The organism is Actinomadura pelletieri DSM 43383, from assembly GCF_003634705.1.
Classification (GTDB): Bacteria; Actinomycetota; Actinomycetes; order Streptosporangiales; family Streptosporangiaceae; genus Spirillospora; species Spirillospora pelletieri.
The window spans coordinates 699941-721166 of record NZ_RBWU01000002.1 but is presented as its reverse complement, the minus strand read 5'-3'; the positions used below and the strand labels follow the sequence as shown (position 1 = coordinate 721166).

The following is a 21226-nucleotide window of genomic DNA, read 5'->3' as shown; positions in this document are numbered from 1 at the left end:
CGCCGCGTCGGCCGCCGAGAGGGGTGTTCGATATTTCGAATGCAAATCAGTATTTCGGACCAATTTCGGGAAAACCATTGACTCACCTTGATCTGCGACCGACGATCGGGATCATGAGAGCGAGAGGGAAACGACTCAGGACGATCGGTGCCGTACTGGCAGCCCTGGCTCTGCTGGTCGGGACCATCGGTTCGGTCCAGGCGAAAAGCACCGCGAAAGCCTCGTCGGCGGCATGGTGGCAGCCGCGCCCCGGGGAGGCGAAGAACTGGGACTGGCAGATCGACGAACCGTACAATGTCTCGCAACCTCGGACGATGTACGACCTCGACCTCTGGGAGTTGGCGGACGGCGGACCCAACTCCTATCTGGAGTATCCGGGGCACCCGGAACTTCCTCGGATCCAGGTCGAAGAGGGGGCCCTCGCGGGCAAAGTCGACGAGCTCCACCGCAGGGGAGCCAAGGTCATCTGTTACCTCGACTCCGGCGCCTATGAGCACGACGAGAACCGTGCCGACCGGCATCTGTTCCCCGGCTACAAGGCGAATCTGAATGACATCCCCGACAATCCGTCACCTCCGGAGCCGGGCTCGGTCATCGGGTGGCACACCAATGACGGGCAGTGGCCGGGAGAGCGCTACCTCGACATTCGACGGCAGTCCTGGCCCAGGTTCGCCCATCTGATCTGGGCGCGTTTCGCGCTCGCCAAGCGCCTCGGCTGCGATGGCGTCGAGCCCGACCAGAACGACATGGGCCCCAGCTCCGGAAACGCTCCGGGCTGGGAGATGACCGATGACGACCAGATCGACTGGTACCTCGAAGTGGCCAGGCAGGCGCACGCGCTGGGGCTGTCGGTGGGACTCAAGAACGGTCACGACCTCAGCGACCGCACGCGGTTCCCGGAACTCGTGCAGGCCTTCGACTGGGCACTCCCCGAGGAATGCGTTTCGCTCGATCAGTGCGACAACCTCTCTCCCTTCATCGCCGCGGGCAAAGCCGTCTTCGCCGTGGACTACACGGTGAACCAACGAACGGACAGGAGGGCGTGCCAAGCGCATGTGAGCCGCGATTTCGACGGAATCATCAAGGACGAGCCCCCGACGTCCGCGTTCCGCAAGCAGTGTAAGCCGTAAAACCCTGGCCGGTCGGGGGTGCCGGGTTTCGCCCGGCACCCCCGACGCGGGACGCCGCGAATCACACAAGGGCCAAGAGTCTCAGATGATGCCGCTCCACTTGGCAGGACGAGACCGAGGGATTCGTGCTCCCTCGGTCCGCCTACATGATGGCGAGTTGGCCACCATCTATGACGAGTTCGGCGCCGTTGATGAAAGAAGCGTCCTCGGAGGCGAGGAACGCGTAAGCGGCGGCGACCTCGTCGGGATGACCGGCGCGGCCCAGCGGAATGTGTTCGCGTTCGTAGGCGGCGACGTAATCCGGGTCGCCGCTTTCGGCCTCGATGGCGGCGTTGAGGGGCGTGCGGATATAGCCGGGACAGAGGGCGTTGACGCGAATTCCGTGGGGTCCCAGTTCGACCGCCATCGTCTTGGTCAGCAGCAGAACACCGGCCTTGCTGGCGTTGTAGTGGGCGTAGCCCGCCTCACCGCCGAGGGCGTTGGTCGAGGCCATGTTGACGATGGCGCCGCGGGTGCCGGCGGAGCGCATCGAGGCCGCGACGCGCTGGGCGACGAGGAACATTCCGCGCAGATTGACCGCGAGCACGGTGTCCCAGCGGTCGGTGGCGATGTCCAGGAACGGCTCGCGGTGGGCGATGCCGGCGTTGTTGATCAGGATGTCCACACCGCCGAGGAACTCCCCCGCCGCCGCGAGCATCCGCTCGACCGACGCCTCGTCGGAGACGTCGCAGTGCACGCCGCCGACCCCGTCGAACTCGTCGAGGGTCTCCTGGACGCCCTCCAAGCCGCAGACGAAGACACGGGCTCCCTCGTCCAGGAACCGCCGGGCGGTGGCGTGGCCGATGCCGCTGGTGCCGCCCGTGATCAGAACTCCCCGGTCCCTCAGTCCGCGCATCGGACCGACCTCCTCTTCGCCGTGATCTCCAGTTCGCGTTCGACCCGGCCGCCGCGGACCCCGAACGCGAGGTCGAACAGGTTGCCGACCGGGCACACATGGTTCGGGATCAGCTCGATCCGGTCGCCGATGGCGGGGCCGCCGGTCTCCGGGCCGTGGCCGACGCCGTGCTCCTCGTAGAGCATGTCGAGGTGGAGCCCGGGACGGCCGACGACGCCGATCGTGCCCGGTGAGCCGTCCGCCGCCAGTGCCTTGGTGCCCGCGTCCACGACGAACCGTCCCGGAACAGGGGTGGCCACGACCGTCGCCAGCACCCGGGCGGCGCAGGTGTCGTGCGTGGCGACGCCGAGCCCGGCCATCGTCGTGTCGTTCAGAACGTACGTTCCGGGACGGATCTCGGCGACCTCCGCGGCGGCCGCCTCCCACCGGGCGGTGGGGGTCGCGCCGAGGCTGATCTCCAGGTCGCCGCCGCAGAGCCGGACCGTCTCGGCCAGCTCGGCGACCTCGCGTTCGGCGATCTCGCGCAGCTCGGCGGCCGACCGGGCCCGGTAGGAGTGACCGGCGTGACTGCACAGCCCGACGACCGTCACCCCCGGGACCCGGTCGATGTCCGCGACCAGTTCGGCCGACCGCCGGCCGGGCGGACGGCCCAGCCGTCCGAGCCCCGAGTCGACCTCGACCAGGACCTCCACCGGCTCCGGTCCGGCGACGGCGCCCACGCCGGCGGCGACCTCGGCCGAGTCGAGGCTCACCCGCAGCCGGACGCGCTCCCGCAGCCGCCGCAGCCGGGCGAGGTTGTGCGCGCCCCAGACCGGATAGGCCAGCAGGATGTCGGCGCATCCGGCGTCGGCCATCACCTCGGCCTCGTCGAGCGTGGCGCAGGTGAGCCCGGAGGCCCCGGCCGCGAGCTGGAGCCCGGCCAGGTACGGCATCTTGTGGCTCTTGATGTGCGGGCGCAGCCGGGTCCCGCCGGCCTCCGCGAGCCGCGCCATCGCGTCGATGTTGGCCTGGGCCCTGTCCAGGTCCACGATCAGCGCGGGCGTCTGGATTTCCGGCAGCATCGTCGAGTTCCCTTCGTCGCGCGAACGCCGGGCGCCGCGCTATCCCTTGACGGCGGTCGAGGTGAGCGACTGGATGAAGGTGCGCTGGGTGAGCAGGAACACGACCAGGACGGGCAGCGTGGTGATGACGTTGCCGGCCATCACCGCCGACCAGATCGTGTGGTGCTGCCCGGCGAAGGTCGTCAGCCCGAGTTGCAGGGTGTAGTTGTCGTCGCTGGAGATGGCGATGAGCGGCCAGGTGAGATCGTTCCAGGACGTGAGGAACGTCAACGCGGCCAGGGTCGCCAGCGCCGGTCTGGCCAGCGGCAGCACGATCCTGACCAGGACCTGGAGGCGGCTGCAGCCGTCGATGATCGCGGCCTCCTCGATGTCGCGGGGCAGCGCGACGAAGAACTGCCGCAGCAGGTAGACGCCGAACACCGAGACCAGGTTGGGCAGGATCAGCGCGCCCAGCGAGTCGGCCAGGCCGAGGTTCTTCATCAGGATGAAGGTCGGGATCATCGTGAGCTGGAACGGGATGACGATCGTCGCGACCAGCAGCCCGAACAGCACACCGGAGCCGCGGAACCGCAGCCGCGCGAACCCGTAGGCCGCCAGCGAGCACAGCACGAGGTTGGAGGCCACGCTCACCAGCGAGACCAGCACCGAGTTGAGGAACCAGCGCGGGAAGTCGGTGTTGGTGAAGACGTAGCGGTAGCCGTCCAGATGGATCCCGTCGGGCACCACCGCGGGCGGGAACTTGTTGATCTGCGCGTCGGCCATGACCGACGCCAGCACCTCCCAGATGAGCGGCAGCACGAACAGCAGGGCCAGCGGCGCCAGCCCGACGTGCGACCAGTCGATCCGGCGCCGGGGACGGGACGGTGCCGCCACCGTCCGGGAGGACGACGTCCCGGAGCGCGCTTCTTCGGCAGTTTTCACGCGTACCTCCGCCGAGCGCGCATGAGCAGGTACCGGATGCCGCCGAGGCCCAGCAGGACCACGGCGAGGACGTAGGCGGCGGCCGCGCCGTAGCCCGCGTCGAACACCTTGAACGCCTGGTTGTAGATGAAGTAGACGACGACGGACGTGGAGCCCAGCGGCCCGCCCCGGGTGGTCGCGTAGACCAGGTCGAACAGCTGCATGGCGACCAGGCTCTGCCAGATCACCACGAAGGTGGCGACCGGCCGCACGCTCGGCAGCGTGACATGGCGGAAGATGTTCCACCGGCCCGCGCCGTCGATCCGCGCGGCCTCCACCAGGCTCGGCGGGATGTCCTGGAGCGCGGCCAGGAAGATGATCACGCAGAAGCCGGTACCGCCCCACAGCCCGATCCCGGTCAATGTGTAGAGCGCGGTGTTGGGATCTTCGAGGAAGCCCTGGCGGGGGATTCCGAACGCCGACAGGATCCGGTTGGCCACGCCGAACCGGGCGTCGCAGATGAAGGCGAACAGCACCCCGGTCGCGGCCGGTGACACGACGAACGGCACGATCACGCAGGTCCGGTAGATGCCGATCAGTCTGGTGCGCGGCCGGTTCAGCGCCATCGCGATCAGCAGACCGAGGCCCGCGCTGCCCGGGACGTACAGCGCGGTGAAGATCAGCGTGTTACGGGTCGACTGGCGGAAGGCCGGATCGTCCAGCAACCGCTCGTAGTTGTCCATCCCCACCCAGCGGCCGGAGGTCACCAGGTCGGAGTCGGTGAACGAGAGCAGCAGCGACCAGACCATCGGCAGCAGGCTGAGGCCGAGGATGAGCAGTGTCGCCGGAAGCACGAAGGCCCAGGCGGCCGGGGTCTCGCCGAGTGCCCTCCTCATGGGGCGGGCCATCGGTCACTCCTCCGTGGCGAGCGCCGAGTCGGCCGCCTTCGCGGCCCGATCCAGTGCCGGCCCCGGCTGCATCTTGCCCAGCAGGACGGCCGCGATGGCCTCCTGTACGGCCTGGGACAGCTTGGGGTAGGCGCGCAGCGTCGGACGGGTGCGCATCTTGGGCAGGTTGTCGATCCAGACGTCGAGCTTCCACCGGGCTTTGTAGGTCGCGTAGCTCGGGTGGCGGGACGCGCTCGCACGCAGCGGCAGTTGACCGGTCGCCAGGTCCCAGCGCAGGTCCTGCGCCGGGCGCGTCAGCCAGAGCAGGAATTCGGTGGCCGCCTTCCGGCGCTTGGACCCCTTGTCCATGACCACCCAGTTGTCCGGGCCGCCGATCGTGGTGTTGTCTCCGTTGAACCCGGGGAGCGGCGCCACCGCGTAGTCGACCCCCGCGGGTCCGATGTCGGCGAGCGCCCACGGACCGGCGATGAACATCCCCATCTTTCCGTTGTTGAACAGCTGGCCCATCCGCGCGCCGGCCGAGTCCTGGTCGAGATAGACCGACTTGTCGGTCACGGCCATGTCCCGCCAGACCGTGAGCCCGCGCACCCCCTCGGGGCCGGCGAACCGGGATCTGCGGCGGTCGGGCGTCACGATGTCGCCGCCCTGCTGCCAGACCAGCGGCCACAGCCGCCATGTCACGTCCTCGCCGTCGGCGATCGGCCACGCCGTTCCGAGCGTGCCCTTGGACGGGTCGGTCAACGCCTTGGCGGTGGCCCGGAAGTCGTCCCAGCTCCAACCCGGCTTGGGCGGTGCCACGTTCCGTTCGGCGAAGAGCTTCTTGTTGTAGATGACGGCGAGGTTGTCGGTCAGCGCGGGGATGGCCCGCACCCGTCCGTCGACGGTGGCCGCTGACCGGGCCGCGGGCCAGAAGTCGTTCCAGTCGACCCCCGGCGCCTGGACGGCGGAGGTCAGGTCGGCGACCTTCCGGTTACGGGCGATGCTGGCCAGGTCGGAACCGTAGATGTAGCTGATGTCGGGATAACTGCCCGAGACCAGGGCGGCGGTGACCTTCGGCAGGAGCTGGTCGGCGGTGGACCCGCCGCTCTGGCTCTCCACCTTGATCTTGGGATGGGTGCGGTTGAACTCCGCCACCAGCTCGTCCAGGGCCTTCTGGGCGATCTGCGTCTGGCCGTGCCAGAAGACGATGCGCACGGTGCCGTCGGCGGAGACCCCACCGTCGTCTCCCGAACACCCGCTCAGCAGGGCGCCCGCGAGGACGGCCGCGCAGGCCGTGGCCGACCCGATACCGATCTTCATCGTCGTTCTCCTTTCCCGTCGCTGTCGTGGAAGGCGGGTAGCCAGCGCGCCTGTTCGTCCAGGAGTTCGTCGGTCAACGCCTGGATGTCGGGCAGCGGGAGCAGGGCCGCGGTCAGCCGGTCGAGGGTGAGCGCGGTGTTGACGAGCCGACGGGAGCGGGTCCGGTAGGCCTCGACCACACAGGACTGGAAGGCGATCGAGGGGAGGTTGACGGCGGCGCAGGCCGCGGGCAGGTCACCGACGCGGGTCGGCTGGACGCCGTTCGCGTCGACCAGGCACGGGACCTCCACGCAGGCGCCGGCGGGCAGGTTCGTGATCAGGCCGTCGTTGGGAACGTTCCCGTAGATCACGCGTGGTGTGCCGGTCAGGATCGAGTCGACGATGCCCGCGGCGTACTCCCCGCTCGGCGTGAGCGGCTCGGCGGCGAGTTCGTCCGCCAGCGCCTCCTGTTCGGCGTCGCCCTGCCCGCTGCCGATCGCGTGGTAGTCCCAGCGTTCGGGCAGCAGCTCGGCGATCAACTCCGGCGACCGGCGGAAGTGCGGGAAGTACTCCGAGACGTGGTGGCTGGACTCGGTCGGGAAGTAGCCGGTGAGCTTCATGACCTCGGTGCGGACCCGTTCGCGACCGCCCGCGTACCACTCGTCGATCTCCACGACCGGGTCGTGCTCCCCGCGGCTGTAGGCGAGCATCGTGTCGTACAGCCGGGGCAGGATCGAACGGCCCTCATGCCGGAACTCCAGCATCCAGGCCTGGTGGTTGATACCGGCGGCGCGGAACGACCAGGTACCCGGGGCCAGCCCCATGATGTCGGCGAGCTGACCGGCGGTGTGGTGGACGGAGTGGCACAGCCCGACCGCCTGCACGCCCCGGCCCTGGAGGAAGGCGCAGTTGATCGACATCGGGTTGGCGTACTGGAGGACGAGAGCGTCCGGACACAGCTCAAGGACGTCGTCGGCGAGCCCGTCGAGCACCGCCATCGTGCGCAGCCCGCGCATCGCGCCGCCGGGGCCGAGGGTGTCGCCCACGGTCTGGTCGATCCCGTACCTGCGCGGGATCTCCATGTCCAGGGTGTAGGCGCGCTGGCTCCCCACCTGGAAGCACACGATCACGAAGTCGGCGCCGTTGAGGGCGGCGCGGCGGTCGGTCGTGGTCTCCAGCTCGATCTTGTAGCCGTGGGCGGACGCGACCCGCCTGACCAGGCGTTCGGTTCGCGCCAGCGGCACCGGATCGATGTCCATCAGGGTGTAGGCGGCCTCGCGCGGGCTTTCCAGCGCCAGGAAGTCGGTCATCAGGCGCAGCGGGAACTCCTGTCCCCCGGCGCCGATCATCGCGATCTTCGTCATGAGTCTCCTGTGTGGGGGTGCCGGTCGTCGGTGTCGCGCAGGGGGGCGGGCAGGAACTCGTCCGGTACGTCCTGGAAGACGACGGGACGCAGGAAGCGCCGGATCGCGGTGAACCCGACCGAGGTGTGCAGCGGGTCGGTCGTGGACGGCCAGGGGCCGCCGTGCTGCATCGCCGGGCTCACCGTCACGCCCGTCGGCCAGCCGTTGTGCACGATCCGGCCGGCCCGCGCCGTCGCCGCGACGAGCAGCGTCCGGACCAGCGCGATGTCGGACGGCTCGGCGTGGATCGTCATCGTGAGGCTGCCGGGCAGCCGTTCCACGGCCGCGGTGAGGTCGGCGACCGAGTCGTACTCCGCCAGCACCGACACCGGGCCGAAGCACTCCTCCAGCAGCGGGCCCGCCAGTTCCCGCGCCGGGACCTTGAACAGTGCCGGTGCCGCGACGTCCCCGCTGGTCGGTTCCGGACGGACGAGCGGCGTCACGCCCGGGGTCGCGGCGAGGGTCGCGACGCCGTCCCGGTAGGCCGTGGCGATCCGTTCGCTGAGCAGCCGCCGCGGTGCCACTCGGGACACGGCTTCGACGAGCCGCTCGTCGAGGCCGTGCCCGCGGCTGATCAGCACCACCCCCGGTTTGGTGCAGAACTGGCCCGAGCCCAAGGTGTAGGACGCGACGAACCCGTCGGCGATCTCCGGGCCCCGGGCCTCGACCGCGGCGGCGGTCACCACCACCGGGTTCAGCGAGCCGAGTTCGCCGTAGAACGGGATCGGGTCGGGGCGGGCGTGCGCGAGGTCGGCCAGGGCCCGCCCGCCGCTCGCCGATCCGGTGAAGGCGGCGGCGCGGATATGGGGGTCGGTGACCAGTGCCCGTCCGGCCTCCATCCCGTGCGTCAGGGCGAGCACACCCTCGGGGAGCACCTCGGCGGCCAGCATCGCGCACAGCTCGGACAGCCGGGGATGCCCGGGATGCGCCTTCACGACCACCGGGCAGCCGGCGGCGAGCGCGCTCGCGGTGTCCCCGCCGGCGACGGAGAAGGCCAGCGGGAAGTTGGACGCCGCGAACACCGCGACCGGGCCGAGTGGGACGAGCATGCGGCGCAAGTCGGGTCCGGGACCGTTCCGGTCGACGATGACCTCCCGGAACCGGCCGTCGAGGATGCCGTCCGCGAACCGGTCGAGCTGGTGGGTGGTGCGGGCGAGTTCGCCTACGAGCCGCTCGGGGCCGAGCGCGGTCTCCCTGTCGGCGAGCGCGACGATCTCCGGCTCGGCCTGGCGGAGCGCGCCCGCCACGTCCCGGAGGAGCCCGGCCCGCTCAGGTAGGGGCAGCGCCGCGAAACCGGGCGCCGCCGTCGCGGCCGCGGCGCAGACTTCGGCGACCCCGTTCACAGTGGTCTCGGCCGGCGCGCTCATCGGGCGAGTCCCGGCAGGAGTCGCCCGGCGTTCCCCGCGTACACGAGCCTGAGGACGTCATCGGGAAGATGGACGCCGGAGATCACCCACCGTCCCATCGGCGGTGGTTCCTCGGGCGAGTACGGGAAGCACTCGTCGTCGGTCTCCATGAAGCGGAAGTGCAGCGGGTAGGCGGCGCCGGTGTGCGGGATCTCGTCGGTGCCGAACAGCACCCGGTCCGGATGGCGCATGATCAGGGCGCGGGTGGCCCTGGGTTGGCGGCCGAGCTGGTTGAGCCGGGCGGCGATGTCGATGTGCAGGTTGGGATAGGTGTCGAGCATCCGGCCCACCCAGCCGAGGTCCTCGGCGTTGCCGCCGCCGTGCACGGCGACGAACGTGGTCCGCGGGTGGGCGGCGACCACGGCCTCCAGCGCGTCCATGAGCCGCTCGAAGCTCGGCAGCCCGGGCCGGGCGAACGACCATTCGGGGTGGGCGAGCAGGATCTCCAGCAGTTCGTTGTGCTCGTCGACGGGGTCGAAGAAGGCCCTCGGGTCAGCGGTGTGGATCCAGACGGGCAGGTCGAGTTCGCCGGCGGTGTCCCAGAGCGCGGCGAGCCGTGGATCGTCGGGCAAGACCAGATCGCCGCGCCCGTCGCGCACCTCCAGGCCCAGGTCCTTCCACACCTTGAGGCCGCCGGCGCCGGCCTCCTTCGACTCGGTGAGGCTCTTCACCAGCCGGGTGGCGCCGTCCGGCAGGGCCAGTTCCGCCCAGTCGACATGGCAGAAGGTCACGAATCGTCCGGGATGGGCCGCGTCGTAGCGGGCCAGATTGGCTTTCAACTCGGCGCCCCACCGGCCGTCCAGGTTGACCAGGCTCCGGATGTCGCGCTCGTCCATGACGTCCAGCAGCGCGGGGACGTCGGGGACCATCCATTCGCCGGGGCGGTCGTCCCAGTCGCTCAACCATCGGCCCAGGTGGGTGTGGGCGTCGACCGCCGGGAACCGGGCTCGCGGGACCTCGTGCGCCGGAACGGTCAGCCGCCGGCGCGGAACGTATCGGCTCAGCAGGAGCGCGTCGGACATCATGCCACCTGAGTTGTTCGACATTTCGAACAGCATTCGAAATCCTGGTGGCAGGACGGTAAACGACCTTTTGTTGGAACGTCAAGGTCAGACGAGGTGGCCGAGACGGGCGGACAGCACCCCCGCCCTTTCGCGCACGAGCTCACCGAGCCGGGCCCGCACCTGGTCGTCCCAGCGCGGCGACGGAACGGAGATGCTCATCGAGGCGACCTGCGCGCCCGTGTGGTCATGGACGCCCGCCGCCACGCAGTGCACCGCGTCATTGGACTCGGCGTCGTCGTAGCCGAGACCGGTCTCGCGGATCCGCGCGATCTCCTCGCGCAGCCGGTCCACCGAGGCGATGCTGTTCGCGGTCATGGTGATGAGCTCTCGGTCGTCCGGGAAGAGCACGTCCAACTCCTCCTGCGGCAGCCCGGCGAGCAGCACCTTGCCGAGGCCCGTGCAGTGCGCGGGCAGGAGCCGACCGACGGTCGAGACCATCCGCACCGGATGGGTGCTCTCGGCGCGGGCGATGTAGAGCACCTGGTCGCCCTGGAGCACCCCCACCTGGACCGTCTCCCCGCAGGCGGCGGCCGTCTCGTCGGCGACCTCCTGGGCTTCGCGGATCATGTCGAGGTTCTGGGCGAACACCCCGCCGAGCTGGAACAGCCGGACGCCCAGGCGGTAGCGCGTCGGCTGGCCCGGCACCGCGACCAGGTAGTGGCGACCGACGAGCGTGCCGAGCAGCTCGTGGACGGTGGTCCGGGGAAGGCCGAGGCGCGCGGCGATGTCGGGGGCCGACAGCGTCGGGACGTCGAGGAACAGCTCCAGAATGTTCAGCGCCCGACTCAACGCCGGAACCTCACGCGCCATGGTCCACCTCATCTTGTCAGCGCGCAGGGACGTTGACACCCCACACGAACAGAGATTACCGTCCGGATCAGCATATCGGACGTTGTTCGAAATATCGAACCCGGAGGCAGAATGGACAACCTTCCCGGCGAGGCCGCACTCCGGGACCTGGGACTCCCGGCCCGCGGGGAAGGCCCCGCGGCCTCCACCGCGCGGTTCCCGGACACCGGTTCCTGGCGCACGGAGATCCCCTCGGTCGAGGGACCCGCCGTCCTCCACGAGGTGCTGGCCGAGAGCGAACGGCTCGAAGTGCCGGTGCACCGCGTCAGCCAGGGCAGCGGCGTGTGGATGCTCACCGACGCGGAGATCACCGAGATGGTGGGCGCCTGCGCGCAACGCGACATCGAACTCTGCCTGTTCCTCGGCCCCCGCGGCACCTGGGACATCGGCGGCTCGGTGCGTTCGGACTCCGGCGGCGCCGGCCTGCGGGCGCGCGGCCGCGACCAGCTCGCCCAGTGCGTCGCCGAAGCCGAACGCGCGGTGGCCCTGGGCGTGCGGTGCCTGCTGGTGGCCGACGAGGGCGTGCTCTGGACCCTGCACCAGATGCGCGCCACCGGACGACTGCCCGCCGACACCACCTTCAAGGTCTCCGCGCTGGTCGGACCGGTCAACCCGATCGCCTACAGCATCTGGGAGGGCCTCGGCGCCGACTCCATCAACGTGCCGAGCGACCTCACCGTGCACCATCTGGCCGAGATCCGGCAGCTCAGCTCCTGTCCCCTGGACTTCTACGTCGAGGCCCCCGACGACCTCGGCGGGTTCGTCCGGCTCTACGAGACCGCCGAACTCGTCCGGTGCGGCGCACCCATCTACCTGAAGTTCGGCCTGCGCAACGCCGCGCCCGTCTACCCGGTCGGACGACATCTGCGCGACATCGCCGTGGCGAGCGGACGGGAGCGTGTCCGGCGCGGCCGGCTCGTGCTCGACCTGCTCCAACGCTACGGAGCCGACGCCGCCATGTCCCCCATCGGCAGCCGGAACCCCGGAGACCTGGTCAGGTTCCCGGTGCCCGTCACGGTATGAAAGCCGAGATCGCCCGACGCGGCCCCGCGCGGCTCGGCGAAGGCCCCACCTGGGACCCCGCCGCCGGACACCTTCTCTGGGTCGACATCCTCGCCTGCGAGGTCCACGCCTACAGCCCGTCCTCCGGAACCGACCGAGTCCTCCTCCGTACCGACCAACACGTCGGCGCCGCCAAACCCCGAGCCACCGGCGGCCATGTGGTCAACCTCCGCGACGGAATCGGGGCCTATGAGACGTCCGGCGACTTCACCTGGCTCGCCGACCTCCGCACCGCCGGCCGCCGCGGAAACGACGCGGCCGTCGACCCGCACGGCGCCCTCTGGGCGGGCACCATGCGCTACGACGAGACCCCCGGCGGCGGAGCCCTCTACCGGCTGGGCCCCGACCACCGCCTCGACACCATGCTCGCCGAGGTCACGGTGAGCAACGGCATCGCCTGGAGCCCCGACGGCCACCGGATGTACTACGCCGACACCCCGACCCGCCGAATCGACGTGTTCCCCCTCGACGACTCCGGCCTCCCGACGGCCCGCCGCACCCTCACCACCGTGTCCGGCCTCCCGGACGGCCTGACCGTCGACACCGCCGGCTGCATCTGGACCGCGCTCTGGGAGGGAGGAGCCGTCCACCGCTACACCCCCGACGGCGGACTCGACCTCGTCATCGACCTCCCCGTCCCCCTCACCACCGCCTGCGCCTTCGGCGGCCCGAACCTCCACGACCTCTACATCACCACCGCCGACGGCCCCCTCTTCGTCGTCCCCGACGCCGGCCAAGGCCTACCCCCCACCCCCTTCTCCGGCTGAGGCGCGTCGTGCGGATCAGGCGTCGGGGCGTTCGGCCTCGGCGGAGTAGCCGTGCTGGGTTCCGGTCGCGAAGCCCGGTCCGGCCGGTGCGCCGACACTGATGCCGATCGGCTCGGGCGTTGACGCGCCGCCGCAGCAGGAGCCGCTGCCGTCGTCCTGGGAGGTGTGGCCTGGCAGTTGGTCCTCGGTGACCAGGTCGGTGGAGCAGACGCCGGTCTGGGGTAGGTCGAGTTGGACCGTGTCGGCGGCCTCCCGGTCCCCGGCGAGCGCGGCGACGATGGAGCGGACCTGTTCGTAGCCGGTGGCCAGGAGGAAGGTGGGGGCGCGTCCGTAGCTCTTCGTCCCGGCCAGGTAGAAGCCGGGTTCGGGGTGGGCGAGGTCGCGTTCGCCGTGCGGCGGGACGGTTCCGCATGAGTGGAAGTTCGGGTCGATCAGTGGGGCCAGCTTGGTCGGGGCCTGGACGGCGGGGTCGAGGTCGAGCCGGACTTCGCGCAGTATGTCCAGGTCGGGACGGAAGCCGGTGGCCGCGACCACGGTGTCGGCCGTGATGACCCTCTCCCCGTCCGTGGTGGTGCCGGTGATCTGGACGGTCTCGTCACCGGTGGTGAAGCGGGTGATGGTGAAACCGCGGATCAGGTCGATCTCGCCGTCCTGAACGGCCTTCTTCAGGCGGGTGCCGAGTGCGCCGCGGGCGGGCAGGCCGTCGGCGTCGCCGCCGCCGTACAGGCGGGCGACCGACGAGCCGCGCACCGCCCAGGTGATGCGCGTGTCAGGGGTCGTTCTCGCGAGTTCGGCGAGGGCGAGGAGGGTGTTGGCGGCCGAGTGGCCCATGCCGACGACCAGGGTGTGACGTCCGGCGAAACGGGTGCGATCGCCTCCCAGGACGTCCGGTAGCGGCCCGGTCATGCGCGCGGCGGCCTCTGCCTCGCCGGGCGCGGGCAGGCCGGAGTGTCCGAGGGGGTTTCCGTGGCCCCACGTTCCGGACGCGTCGATGACCGCGCGGGCGGTCAGGTCGGTGACGGCGCCGTCCTGGTCGACGGTTCGCACGAGCAGCGGGCGCTCGTCACGGCCCACGGTTCGGGTGACGTCCATACCTTGGCGGGCGATGGCGACCACGCGGGTTCTCGTGCGGATTCGTCCGGCCAACTCGGGGACGCGGGCCAGCGGCGTCAGGTAGTCACGGACGAGTTCGCCCCCGGTGGGCAGGGCGTCAGGATCGGGTGGCGTCCAGCCGGTCGGCTCCAGCAGGCGGCGGGCGGCGGCGTCGATGTCGTACCGCCACGGGGAGAACAGTCGGACGTGCCCCCATTCGGAGATCGCCGCGCCGACCGCGTTCCCTGCTTCCAGGACGACGAAGTCCAGCCCGCGCTCGGCCAGATGCGCCGCCGCGGCCAACCCCACCGGACCGGCTCCGACGATGACCACCGGAAGTCCCGTCTTGTCGACGCATCCGCATCCGGCGGCCTTCTTGGCCTCGGTCACGGTGACCGTCGGGTTCAGGGACCGTTCGGCGCCGGTACAGCAACCACCGACTCCGCAGCAGGCGCTCTCGGCATGAGACTGGTTCACCTCGGTCACGGGACCACCTTGTTTCGACGTTCTTCTAATCAGAGCCAGTTTGCGTCTTGCATAGATGGATGTCAAATTAGACGTATGTCTAAGTTGCTGGGGTTGGAAGACGTGACCGCCTCGGCGTGCTGTGAGCCGCTGAGCGAGGCCGATCTGGGCGAGGCGGAGGCCGTGGAGCTCGCCGGGGTGTTCAAGGCGCTGGCCGACCCGATCCGGCTACGGTTGTTGAACATGATCGCCTCGGCCGAGAGCGGGGAGGCGTGCGTGTGCGACCTGACCGTCCCGTTCGAGCTGACACCGCCGACCATCTCGCATCATTTGAAGGTGTTGCGCCAGGCCGGACTGATCGACGGTGAACGCCGCGGGACCTGGGTGTACTACCGGGTGATCCCCGAGCGACTGACCCGGCTGGCGGGCCTGTTCACGCTGCCCGAGCCCGCCTCAGCCGGTACGCCGTAGCCGCGGCGCCCGTTCACGCAGGCGGTTGAGGACGTGGTGGGCATCGGCGCCGACACCGCGAAGCGTCGCCGAGGCGAAGCAGCGCTGCCACTCCAGCCCCACTCGCTTACGGAGCTGCAGGCCTACCTGCGCACCTGCTGTCCACCGCCTTGACGGATTCTCTGGACAGGCGTCTGACGACGGAGGCGAAGGCGGCGGTGGACTGGTTGGTGGTGCCGGACGGCCAGCAGAGGGCGATGCGTAGCGGTGGGACGTCGTTCAGGGGCACCCAGGCCAGGTCCGGGCGGCTGTAGTGCAGTGTCATCGACTCGGGGCTGATGCAGATCGCCCGGCCGGAGGCCACGTGTTCGAGCATTTCCTCGACGTTGTCGTTCTCCGGTCCCCACAGCGGTTCCCGTCCGTCGGGACGCGGGTTCACCGCCCACCAGTCGACCCACTCCTTCGGTGCCCGGCGGGTCCAGACGATCGGGTCGTCGTTCAGCTCCAGGATCGAGAGCGTGCTCCGGGAGGCCAGGGGATGTGTGGTGGCGAGCCCGGCCATCCGTCGTTCTACGGCGACGACCTCGGTGTGCAGGCCGGTGGTGTCGGCGGGCAGCCAGACGAAGGCGACATCGACCAGGCCCTCGTGCAGCGCCATGACCTCGCCGCCCCACTCGAAGCGCTTGGGTTCGACAGAGGAGTCGGGGTGTTGCCGCATGAAGTCGGTGTAGGCCCGGGTGGCCATCGTTCCGGCGCCCGAGGCCTCGAATCCGACTCGCAGGGTTCGAGCTCGGGCCGCGGCCACCACGCGTGCGGTGCGCTGGGCCGTCTGCCAGTCGGCGACGAGTTGCCGGGCGAATGGGAGGAGCGCCTCGCCCGCGGCGGTCAGGAGGACCTCGCGACCGGTCCGCTCGAACAGTGGTGTGCGGAGGCCCTCTTCTAGCTGACGGATCCTTCGGCTCAATGCGGGCTGGGAGACGAAGAGCCGTTCTGAGGCGCGAGTGAAGTTCAGTTGCTCGGCCAGCTCGATGAAATACCGCAGGGACCGCGTGTCCACGTCCATGCGCAGGTCCTCCCTGGCCGAGCCGATCTAGGCGTCAACTGTATGGGCACGAGTCTCGGGTGAGCCGCCCCCAGGCGGCCATGCGTTTTTCGCATAGGCAGAGGTCTTGGACTCGCGCGGGAAGCTCGCGCTTTGCTGAGCCCAACGGACGCCCCTCGGCGGCATCTCGTCGACGGCAGCGAAAGAAGGAAGATGGCAAGGCCAGGGACTCGTATGCGCTTTCGTCAACACATCGGCCTCACGGTTGTGGCGGCGGTGCTGCTCACAGGTTGCGGTGGTTCGCCGGAGCCTTCCGCGGGTGCCTCCGATTCTCCTCGGGCGTCCGAACTCGCCATTCCCGTCGACAGGGCGGAGGCCGAACGGGTCGCGCACCGGTTCTTGGACGCGGCCAACGCGGGCGACGCTAAAAGGGTCGGGGCGACCTTCGCGGTGAACGCCCGGTTCGACAGCGTCGGCCGCGTCTACCCGTCGCGCGCGGACATCATGAATCGCTTCCTCATTCCCGAAGTACTCGACGTCGGCGGCCGCTACAAGGCCACCGCAAGCCGCTGGGACGGCGATCGGTACGTCGTGAACTACGACTTCACGACGCGTGGGGGCGCTGCCGAGAGCTTCTCCTACGCGTTTCTGATCCAGGACGGGCTGATCCGCGACGTCGTGGGCCGCTACTGAAGGAGTTCCTTTGACCGAGATCTCTCGCGCGAGCCTGTTGCGCGGCGCCGGTGTCGGCGCGGCGGCCGCGGTCGCGGCGACCGTCGTGAGGCCCGGAACGGCCCCGCGAGAATCCGTACCGGGGCAGCTCACTCGAAACAGCGGAACGTGAGGCTGATGCGGCGTCCGGCGGAACCGGCGCGGGGCACGCCGTGCGTCCAGGCCCGCTGGGTCTCCCGCGTCATCAGGAGCAACGATCCGTGCTCAAGGGCGAGTTCGGTGCGGTGGGCCCGGTCGATGCTACGGAACACCAGGGGACGGGTCGCGCCGAGCGAAACGATCGCGATCGTGGTGGCCGGAACCAGACCCTCGTAGGAGTCCTGGTGGAACCCCATGGAGTTGTCGCCGGTTTCGTACCGGTTGGCCAGGCAGTTGTTGAAGGGATGGCCCGCGAACTCGCCGGCCCGGGCCGCGATCGCCGCGATCCGCGGGGGCATCTCCACGGGTTCGTAGCGCTGGCCGGAGTAGTTGTAGGGCACACCGAAACTGGCCGTACGGCGCGCACGCATGCGGTCGTCCCAGACCACCTCGGTCAGGAGGAACGCCAGATCAGCGTCGGGGTCGGGCAGCACATCCAAAAAATGGCGGACGTCGAGGGGCGGTGCGGTCATGGTCTCTCCGTCGCGAAGGTGAACTCAACCGGCGGTGCGCGGGGCGCTCACGTTGTCGCTCGCGGCGAAGGGACGACATGGCCCGGAAGCCTAGAAGGCCCCGCACCCGATGACCACCGAATATCAACCGCGCTCACCGCGCGACCGGCACACGGGGCGGTCGGGCAGGGGAAGCCCTTGACAGCGGGACGGGAAGCGTTCTAACTGGCAACAAACCTTTCTGTTGTTCCCCCGCTGAAGGACCCGCTTCCATGAATCCCTCCCGACCGCCACGCGCGGGATCGCGCTCCAAGCAGCTCGTGGCCATCCTCTCCTCGCTGGTGCTGTCGGTGGCCGGTACGGGACCGGCGGTGCGCGCGGACGCCGGTCCGGCGTCCGACACCGCCAAGGTCGCGAGCATGCAGGACATCGTTCCGGTGCCGGTCACGGCCGAGCCGGCCGCGGGCGCCGACCACACGATCACCAACGACACGGCGATCTACGTCCAGACCGGTTCGGCGGGCGTGGGCGACTACCTCGCCGCCCTCCTGCGCCGGTCGACCGGCTACCCGCTGCCGGTCAAGAGCGCGACCGCCACGCCCACCGACGGCATATCGCTGCTGCTCACCGGCGCCGATCCGACCGTGGGCAACCAGGGCTACCAGCTCAACGTCACGCCCACCACGGTGGTCATCCGGGCGAACCAGCCCGCCGGTCTGTTCGCGGGCGTGCAGACGCTGCGGCAGCTTCTCCCGGCTGCGGTCGAGAGCACCACCACCCAACCGGGCCCGTGGCAGATCCCCGGCGGCCGGGTCGTCGACCATCCACGGTTCGCCTATCGCGGCGCCCACCTTGATGTCGCCCGCCACTTCTTCACCGTCGACGAGGTCAAGCGGTACATCGACGAGATCGCCCTGTACAAGATCAACTACTTGCATCTGCATCTGACCGACGACCAGGGCTGGCGGATACAGATCAACAGTTGGCCCCGGCTGGCGACGTACGGCGGCGAACTCGAGGTCGGCGGCACCCCCGGCGGGTACTACACCCAGGACCAGTACAAGGACATCGTCGCGTACGCGCAGAGCCGTCACATCACCCTCGTCCCCGAGATCGACATGCCCGGCCACACCAACGCGGCACTGGCCTCGTACGCGGAACTCAACTGCAACAACGTCGCGCCGCCGCGCCGCACCGACATCCAGGTCGGCTACAGCTCCCTGTGCATCAGCAAGGACATCACCTACAAGTTCGTCGCCGACGTCATCCGCGAGGTCGCGGCGCTCACCCCCGGCCCCTACCTCCACATCGGCGGAGACGAGGCCAACTCCACGTCCCAGCAGGACTACAACACCTTCCTCAACAAGGTGCTGCCGCTCGTCCAGCAGCAGGGGAAGATCGCGATGGGTTGGCACGACATCGTGGACGCCACCCCGCCCACCTCGGCCGTCCCGCAGTACTGGCAGACGGGGACGTCGCACGCGGGAGTCCAGGCGGCGGCACGCCGCGGCAACAAGATCCTCATGTCACCGGCCAACAAGTCCTACCTCGACATGAAGTACAACTCCAGCACCCGTCTCGGGCTGAGCTGGGCGGGTTACATCGAGGTGCAGACCGCCTACGAATGGAACCCCGGCGCGCACATGACCGGCGTGACCGAGTCGCAGGTGTTCGGCGTCGAGGCGCCGCTGTGGTCGGAAACCCTGCTGAACATCGCCGACATCGAGTTCATGGCGTTCCCGCGCCTTCCGGCCATCGCCGAACTCGCCTGGTCGCCGCAGTCCACCCACAACTGGAACGCCTTCCGGCAACGGCTCGGCGCGCAGGGACCGCGATGGCAGGTCATGGGCATCAACTTCTACCGCTCAAGCCAGGTGCCATGGAGGACCGACAACAACAACCCGGGCAAATGCACCGAACCCGAGTGGGACTCCTCGACCGCCTACGTCGGCGGTGACAAGGTCTCGTACAACGACCACACCTGGACCGCCAGATGGTGGACGCGAGGCGACGCCCCCGGCAACAACTCCCAGAACGTCTGGACCGACAACGGCCCCTGCTGACGTCCGGCTCAGTCACGCCAGTGGAACCAGGCGTCAAAGACCCGCTGCGCCGAGTCCGCCAACATCGTCACGGCCGCGAGCCCCGCAGGCAGTGGACCGGTGAGGAGATCCGCATTGATCAGGACGACACCTCCACCACGACCGACGGCAGCCCGTTCAACTCGGCGGTGACCTTCCGAAGAAAGCCGTCGACGTCCAGCCCCGGAGCCCACCCACCTGCACCTTCAAGGGGCTCGTTGCGCACGGCCCGCCGTAGCCTCCCGATGTCGGTCACCAGAGCACTCAGCCGATCGCTCACTTCATGGTCATCGCATCCCGCATTTACCTGCGGTATTTGTGCCAGGTCTTTTCGATGGGGGACGACAGGAAGAGGAGGAGCAGCGTCCAGTAGTACAGGTTCGGGACGGTCAGCGCGAGGACGAGGGCGAGGGTCAGGAGTGCGGCGGCGGTGACCGAGCCGGGGAGGGACTCGGGTGGTGGTGGGGACGTCTCGGACGCCAGTTCGGGGTTCGCACGGACGATGAGTTCCAGGCCGGTCTGGAAGAGGACGGCGGCGAGGATCGTGGCGATGTAGAAGCCGGCCGTGAAACGGTCGTCGCCGTAGACGCCGACCATCTCGGTGGGGAACGGCAGCACGACGATGGTCAGCAGCCATCCGGCATTGCACATGATCAGCGGCTTGGAGTAGGCACGGACGTGCCGGAAGAAGTTGTGGTGCACCAGCCACAGGCGGGTGATCACCGCGAAGCTCAGCAGGAATCCGAAGATCTCCGGTTGGTGCTCGGTGATCACCTCGGACGCGCTCTGCCCGTTCCGCTCCGCCTGGGGAACGACGTTCACCAGTGGCAGGACGAGCAGGGTGACGGCGATCGCGACGACGGCGTCGGTGAAGTACACGAGCCGGTCGGGGTCCCTGGGAATGGCCACCGCGATCACTCTGCCACCCGTCACGGCGAAGAGGGGTAAAGGATCCGGCAACGACACGGCAGGGGGCGGAGTGGTCGTCGCTTGCCTCTAGCCGGACGTTTCGTCGCCCTCGCTTTTCTGGGCGAGGCGCCGGGCTTGGCCGGTGTGTATGTCGGTCACCCATTCCCAGCCGGGCTTCGCGGATGGGCCGATGCGTGGGTCGGTCGGGTCTCGGCGGTCGCGCAGGGCGAGCACGTACGCCCGGTCCAGTTCGATTCGTGCGTGGAGCTGGTCGGCTCCACCGACGGACCCGTGGCCGGGGACGAGGACATCGACCTCGCCCGCCACGTCCTCTAGTAGCTGGAGCCCGACGAGGTAGTTCTCGATCGGGTCGGTGGTGTCGTCGAGCATCGGTATGAAGACATCGGAGAGCATGTCGCCGGCGACGAGCACACCGCTGTCCTCGATCAGCAGTGCCGCGTGGCCTGGTGCGTGAGCCGGATGCTCGATGAGCCGGATTTGGGGGCCTTCCCAGGGAAATCGCGTTGTCCCGGGAGGCAGAGCGGTGATGAGGCCGAACAGGTCCAGGGGTACGTCATCGGCGATTTCCGGCGGCAGGCCCTCGGCGACGCGGGCCTTCCAGTCCGGGGCCGACCGCAGATCTCGCATGAAGGCCGCGCAGCGGGCCGTGCCGTAGCGGGGCGCCTCGCCGAGTTCGGGGTGCCAGAGCACGTGGTCCCAGTCGGGATGCGTGGCGAAGCCCGCCACCACGCGCCGACCCGATTCGGACAGGTCGTGGGCCAGGCAGGCCATTTCGGAGGCCTGTATGCCCGGGTCGATGAGCAGTACTCCGGCCTCGCCCTGCACGACGATGGTGTTGTTCTGGAGCAGCTCGCTCTGGTGGACCAGGACCCCCTCCCCTACCTGCGTCAGCATGGGACGGCTCCTTCCCGTTGTGGTTTGGGATCGAAGATGATTCTCGCGCCTCGCGCCGAACGGCTCAGTGCGTTCGTTGACGAGTAGATCCGAGATACCCGATCCGTTCGTGGGCGATGTCCCTGAGCCGTTCCGTGCCGGGGAGCTCGCGGGTCCGTCCCGACCGGCCGACAGCACGGTGGGCGGGACGGGCTGCCGGCGGTGCGGCTAGCGTTCGTCGGTCGTTC

The 21226-nt window shown here is 69.4% G+C and carries 21 protein-coding genes; 6 read left to right on the top strand and 15 right to left on the bottom strand.

Translation table 11 applies throughout. The features are described 5' to 3' along the window. Positions 1-23 precede the first annotated feature (23 nt). Positions 24-1130 (top strand): endo alpha-1,4 polygalactosaminidase, encoded by a 1107-nt coding sequence (locus BZB76_RS10055; protein ID WP_246006858.1) that lies wholly within the window; start codon positions 24-26, stop codon positions 1128-1130. Between the two features lie 142 nt (positions 1131-1272). Here BZB76_RS10055 and BZB76_RS10050 read toward each other — a convergent pair whose 3' ends face one another. From BZB76_RS10050 to BZB76_RS10010, 9 genes are all read right to left on the bottom strand, one after another. Then, positions 1273-2025: an SDR family NAD(P)-dependent oxidoreductase gene (locus BZB76_RS10050; RefSeq protein WP_121434011.1), complete on the bottom strand. Its 753-nt coding sequence runs from the start codon at positions 2023-2025 to the stop codon at positions 1273-1275. Further along, a complete protein-coding gene (locus BZB76_RS10045; RefSeq protein ID WP_121434010.1) occupies positions 2013-3086 on the bottom strand; it encodes an alanine racemase in 1074 nt (357 codons plus the stop codon). Before BZB76_RS10045 ends, BZB76_RS10050 begins: the two co-directional genes overlap by 13 nt. Positions 3087-3125: 39 nt before the next feature. Next, positions 3126-4007: a carbohydrate ABC transporter permease gene (locus BZB76_RS10040; protein ID WP_121434009.1), complete on the bottom strand. Its 882-nt coding sequence runs from the start codon at positions 4005-4007 to the stop codon at positions 3126-3128. Then, complete coding sequence (locus BZB76_RS10035) at positions 4004-4894, bottom strand: carbohydrate ABC transporter permease (protein WP_121434008.1); 891 nt, start codon at positions 4892-4894, stop codon at positions 4004-4006. The genes BZB76_RS10040 and BZB76_RS10035 overlap by 4 nt, the downstream gene beginning before the upstream one ends. A 3-nt stretch (positions 4895-4897) precedes the next feature. After that, positions 4898-6193 carry an ABC transporter substrate-binding protein gene (locus tag BZB76_RS10030; RefSeq protein ID WP_121434007.1) on the bottom strand — a complete coding sequence of 432 codons (1296 nt, stop codon included), beginning with the start codon at positions 6191-6193 and terminating at the stop codon, positions 4898-4900. After that, a complete protein-coding gene (gene melA / locus BZB76_RS10025; protein ID WP_121434006.1) occupies positions 6190-7536 on the bottom strand; it encodes an alpha-galactosidase in 1347 nt (448 codons plus the stop codon). The genes BZB76_RS10030 and melA overlap by 4 nt, the downstream gene beginning before the upstream one ends. Further along, a complete protein-coding gene (locus BZB76_RS10020; RefSeq protein WP_121434005.1) occupies positions 7533-8942 on the bottom strand; it encodes an aldehyde dehydrogenase (NADP(+)) in 1410 nt (469 codons plus the stop codon). The genes melA and BZB76_RS10020 overlap by 4 nt, the downstream gene beginning before the upstream one ends. Then, on the bottom strand, positions 8939-10027 hold the full coding sequence (locus tag BZB76_RS10015) for an amidohydrolase family protein (RefSeq protein ID WP_121434608.1): 1089 nt from the start codon (positions 10025-10027) through the stop codon (positions 8939-8941). The genes BZB76_RS10020 and BZB76_RS10015 overlap by 4 nt, the downstream gene beginning before the upstream one ends. A gap of 63 nt (positions 10028-10090) precedes the next feature. Beyond that, complete coding sequence (locus tag BZB76_RS10010) at positions 10091-10855, bottom strand: IclR family transcriptional regulator (RefSeq protein WP_121434004.1); 765 nt, start codon at positions 10853-10855, stop codon at positions 10091-10093. 111 nt (positions 10856-10966) lie between these two features. Here BZB76_RS10010 and BZB76_RS10005 point away from each other — a divergent pair, with 111 nt between their 5' ends. Next, entirely contained in the window at positions 10967-11917 is a 951-nt protein-coding gene (locus BZB76_RS10005; protein ID WP_121434003.1) for a hypothetical protein, read from the top strand. Beyond that, complete coding sequence (locus BZB76_RS10000) at positions 11914-12723, top strand: SMP-30/gluconolactonase/LRE family protein (RefSeq protein ID WP_121434002.1); 810 nt, start codon at positions 11914-11916, stop codon at positions 12721-12723. Before BZB76_RS10005 ends, BZB76_RS10000 begins: the two co-directional genes overlap by 4 nt. A 15-nt stretch (positions 12724-12738) precedes the next feature. Here BZB76_RS10000 and BZB76_RS09995 read toward each other — a convergent pair whose 3' ends face one another. Beyond that, complete coding sequence (locus BZB76_RS09995) at positions 12739-14301, bottom strand: FAD-dependent oxidoreductase (RefSeq protein ID WP_246006857.1); 1563 nt, start codon at positions 14299-14301, stop codon at positions 12739-12741. A 75-nt stretch (positions 14302-14376) separates the two neighbouring features. Between BZB76_RS09995 and BZB76_RS09990 the strand changes: the two genes are divergently transcribed. Further along, the gene (locus BZB76_RS09990) at positions 14377-14751 is read left to right on the top strand and encodes an ArsR/SmtB family transcription factor (protein ID WP_121434001.1); all 375 of its coding nucleotides are present in this window, start codon (positions 14377-14379) and stop codon (positions 14749-14751) included. A 106-nt stretch (positions 14752-14857) separates the two neighbouring features. Here the strand turns inward: BZB76_RS09990 and BZB76_RS09985 are convergent, their stop codons facing one another. Then, a complete protein-coding gene (locus BZB76_RS09985) occupies positions 14858-15793 on the bottom strand; it encodes a LysR family transcriptional regulator (protein ID WP_246006856.1) in 936 nt (311 codons plus the stop codon). A gap of 246 nt (positions 15794-16039) precedes the next feature. Here BZB76_RS09985 and BZB76_RS09980 point away from each other — a divergent pair, with 246 nt between their 5' ends. Continuing rightward, a complete protein-coding gene (locus tag BZB76_RS09980; protein WP_147449396.1) occupies positions 16040-16465 on the top strand; it encodes a nuclear transport factor 2-like protein in 426 nt (141 codons plus the stop codon). A 128-nt stretch (positions 16466-16593) separates the two neighbouring features. Here BZB76_RS09980 and BZB76_RS09975 read toward each other — a convergent pair whose 3' ends face one another. Further along, positions 16594-17115, bottom strand: coding sequence for an alpha-ketoglutarate-dependent dioxygenase AlkB (locus BZB76_RS09975; RefSeq protein WP_121433999.1), 522 nt, complete (start codon positions 17113-17115; stop codon positions 16594-16596). A 251-nt stretch (positions 17116-17366) separates the two neighbouring features. On the opposite strand from BZB76_RS09975, the gene BZB76_RS09970 reads away from it, so the two are divergent. Beyond that, positions 17367-19157 carry a family 20 glycosylhydrolase gene (locus BZB76_RS09970; protein ID WP_121433998.1) on the top strand — a complete coding sequence of 597 codons (1791 nt, stop codon included), beginning with the start codon at positions 17367-17369 and terminating at the stop codon, positions 19155-19157. Positions 19158-19275: 118 nt separating this feature from the next. Here BZB76_RS09970 and BZB76_RS09965 read toward each other — a convergent pair whose 3' ends face one another. The 3 genes from BZB76_RS09965 to BZB76_RS09955 form a co-directional block, all read right to left on the bottom strand. After that, entirely contained in the window at positions 19276-19455 is a 180-nt protein-coding gene (locus BZB76_RS09965) for a hypothetical protein (RefSeq protein WP_121433997.1), read from the bottom strand. 23 nt (positions 19456-19478) lie between these two features. Further along, positions 19479-20084: a TMEM175 family protein gene (locus tag BZB76_RS09960; protein WP_121434605.1), complete on the bottom strand. Its 606-nt coding sequence runs from the start codon at positions 20082-20084 to the stop codon at positions 19479-19481. 87 nt (positions 20085-20171) lie between these two features. Further along, a complete protein-coding gene (locus BZB76_RS09955) occupies positions 20172-20999 on the bottom strand; it encodes an MBL fold metallo-hydrolase (RefSeq protein ID WP_121433996.1) in 828 nt (275 codons plus the stop codon). Positions 21000-21226 lie beyond the last annotated feature (227 nt).

Excerpts from the sequence above, each read along its gene's own strand:
- BZB76_RS10050 (WP_121434011.1), bottom strand. The coding sequence starts at position 2,025 with ATGCGCGGACTGAGGGACCGGGGAGTTCTGATCACGGGCGGCACCAGC.
- BZB76_RS10045 (WP_121434010.1), bottom strand. The coding sequence starts at position 3,086 with ATGCTGCCGGAAATCCAGACGCCCGCGCTGATCGTGGACCTGGACAGG.
- BZB76_RS10035 (WP_121434008.1), bottom strand. The coding sequence starts at position 4,894 with ATGGCCCGCCCCATGAGGAGGGCACTCGGCGAGACCCCGGCCGCCTGG.
- BZB76_RS10030 (WP_121434007.1), bottom strand. The coding sequence starts at position 6,193 with ATGAAGATCGGTATCGGGTCGGCCACGGCCTGCGCGGCCGTCCTCGCG.
- melA (WP_121434006.1), bottom strand. The coding sequence starts at position 7,536 with ATGACGAAGATCGCGATGATCGGCGCCGGGGGACAGGAGTTCCCGCTG.
- BZB76_RS10020 (WP_121434005.1), bottom strand. The coding sequence starts at position 8,942 with ATGAGCGCGCCGGCCGAGACCACTGTGAACGGGGTCGCCGAAGTCTGC.
- BZB76_RS10015 (WP_121434608.1), bottom strand. The coding sequence starts at position 10,027 with ATGTCGAACAACTCAGGTGGCATGATGTCCGACGCGCTCCTGCTGAGC.
- BZB76_RS10010 (WP_121434004.1), bottom strand. The coding sequence starts at position 10,855 with ATGGCGCGTGAGGTTCCGGCGTTGAGTCGGGCGCTGAACATTCTGGAG.
- BZB76_RS10005 (WP_121434003.1), top strand. The coding sequence starts at position 10,967 with ATGGACAACCTTCCCGGCGAGGCCGCACTCCGGGACCTGGGACTCCCG.
- BZB76_RS10000 (WP_121434002.1), top strand. The coding sequence starts at position 11,914 with ATGAAAGCCGAGATCGCCCGACGCGGCCCCGCGCGGCTCGGCGAAGGC.
- BZB76_RS09990 (WP_121434001.1), top strand. The coding sequence starts at position 14,377 with ATGTCTAAGTTGCTGGGGTTGGAAGACGTGACCGCCTCGGCGTGCTGT.
- BZB76_RS09985 (WP_246006856.1), bottom strand. The coding sequence starts at position 15,793 with ATGGACGTGGACACGCGGTCCCTGCGGTATTTCATCGAGCTGGCCGAG.
- BZB76_RS09975 (WP_121433999.1), bottom strand. The coding sequence starts at position 17,115 with ATGACCGCACCGCCCCTCGACGTCCGCCATTTTTTGGATGTGCTGCCC.
- BZB76_RS09970 (WP_121433998.1), top strand. The coding sequence starts at position 17,367 with ATGAATCCCTCCCGACCGCCACGCGCGGGATCGCGCTCCAAGCAGCTC.
- BZB76_RS09955 (WP_121433996.1), bottom strand. The coding sequence starts at position 20,999 with ATGCTGACGCAGGTAGGGGAGGGGGTCCTGGTCCACCAGAGCGAGCTG.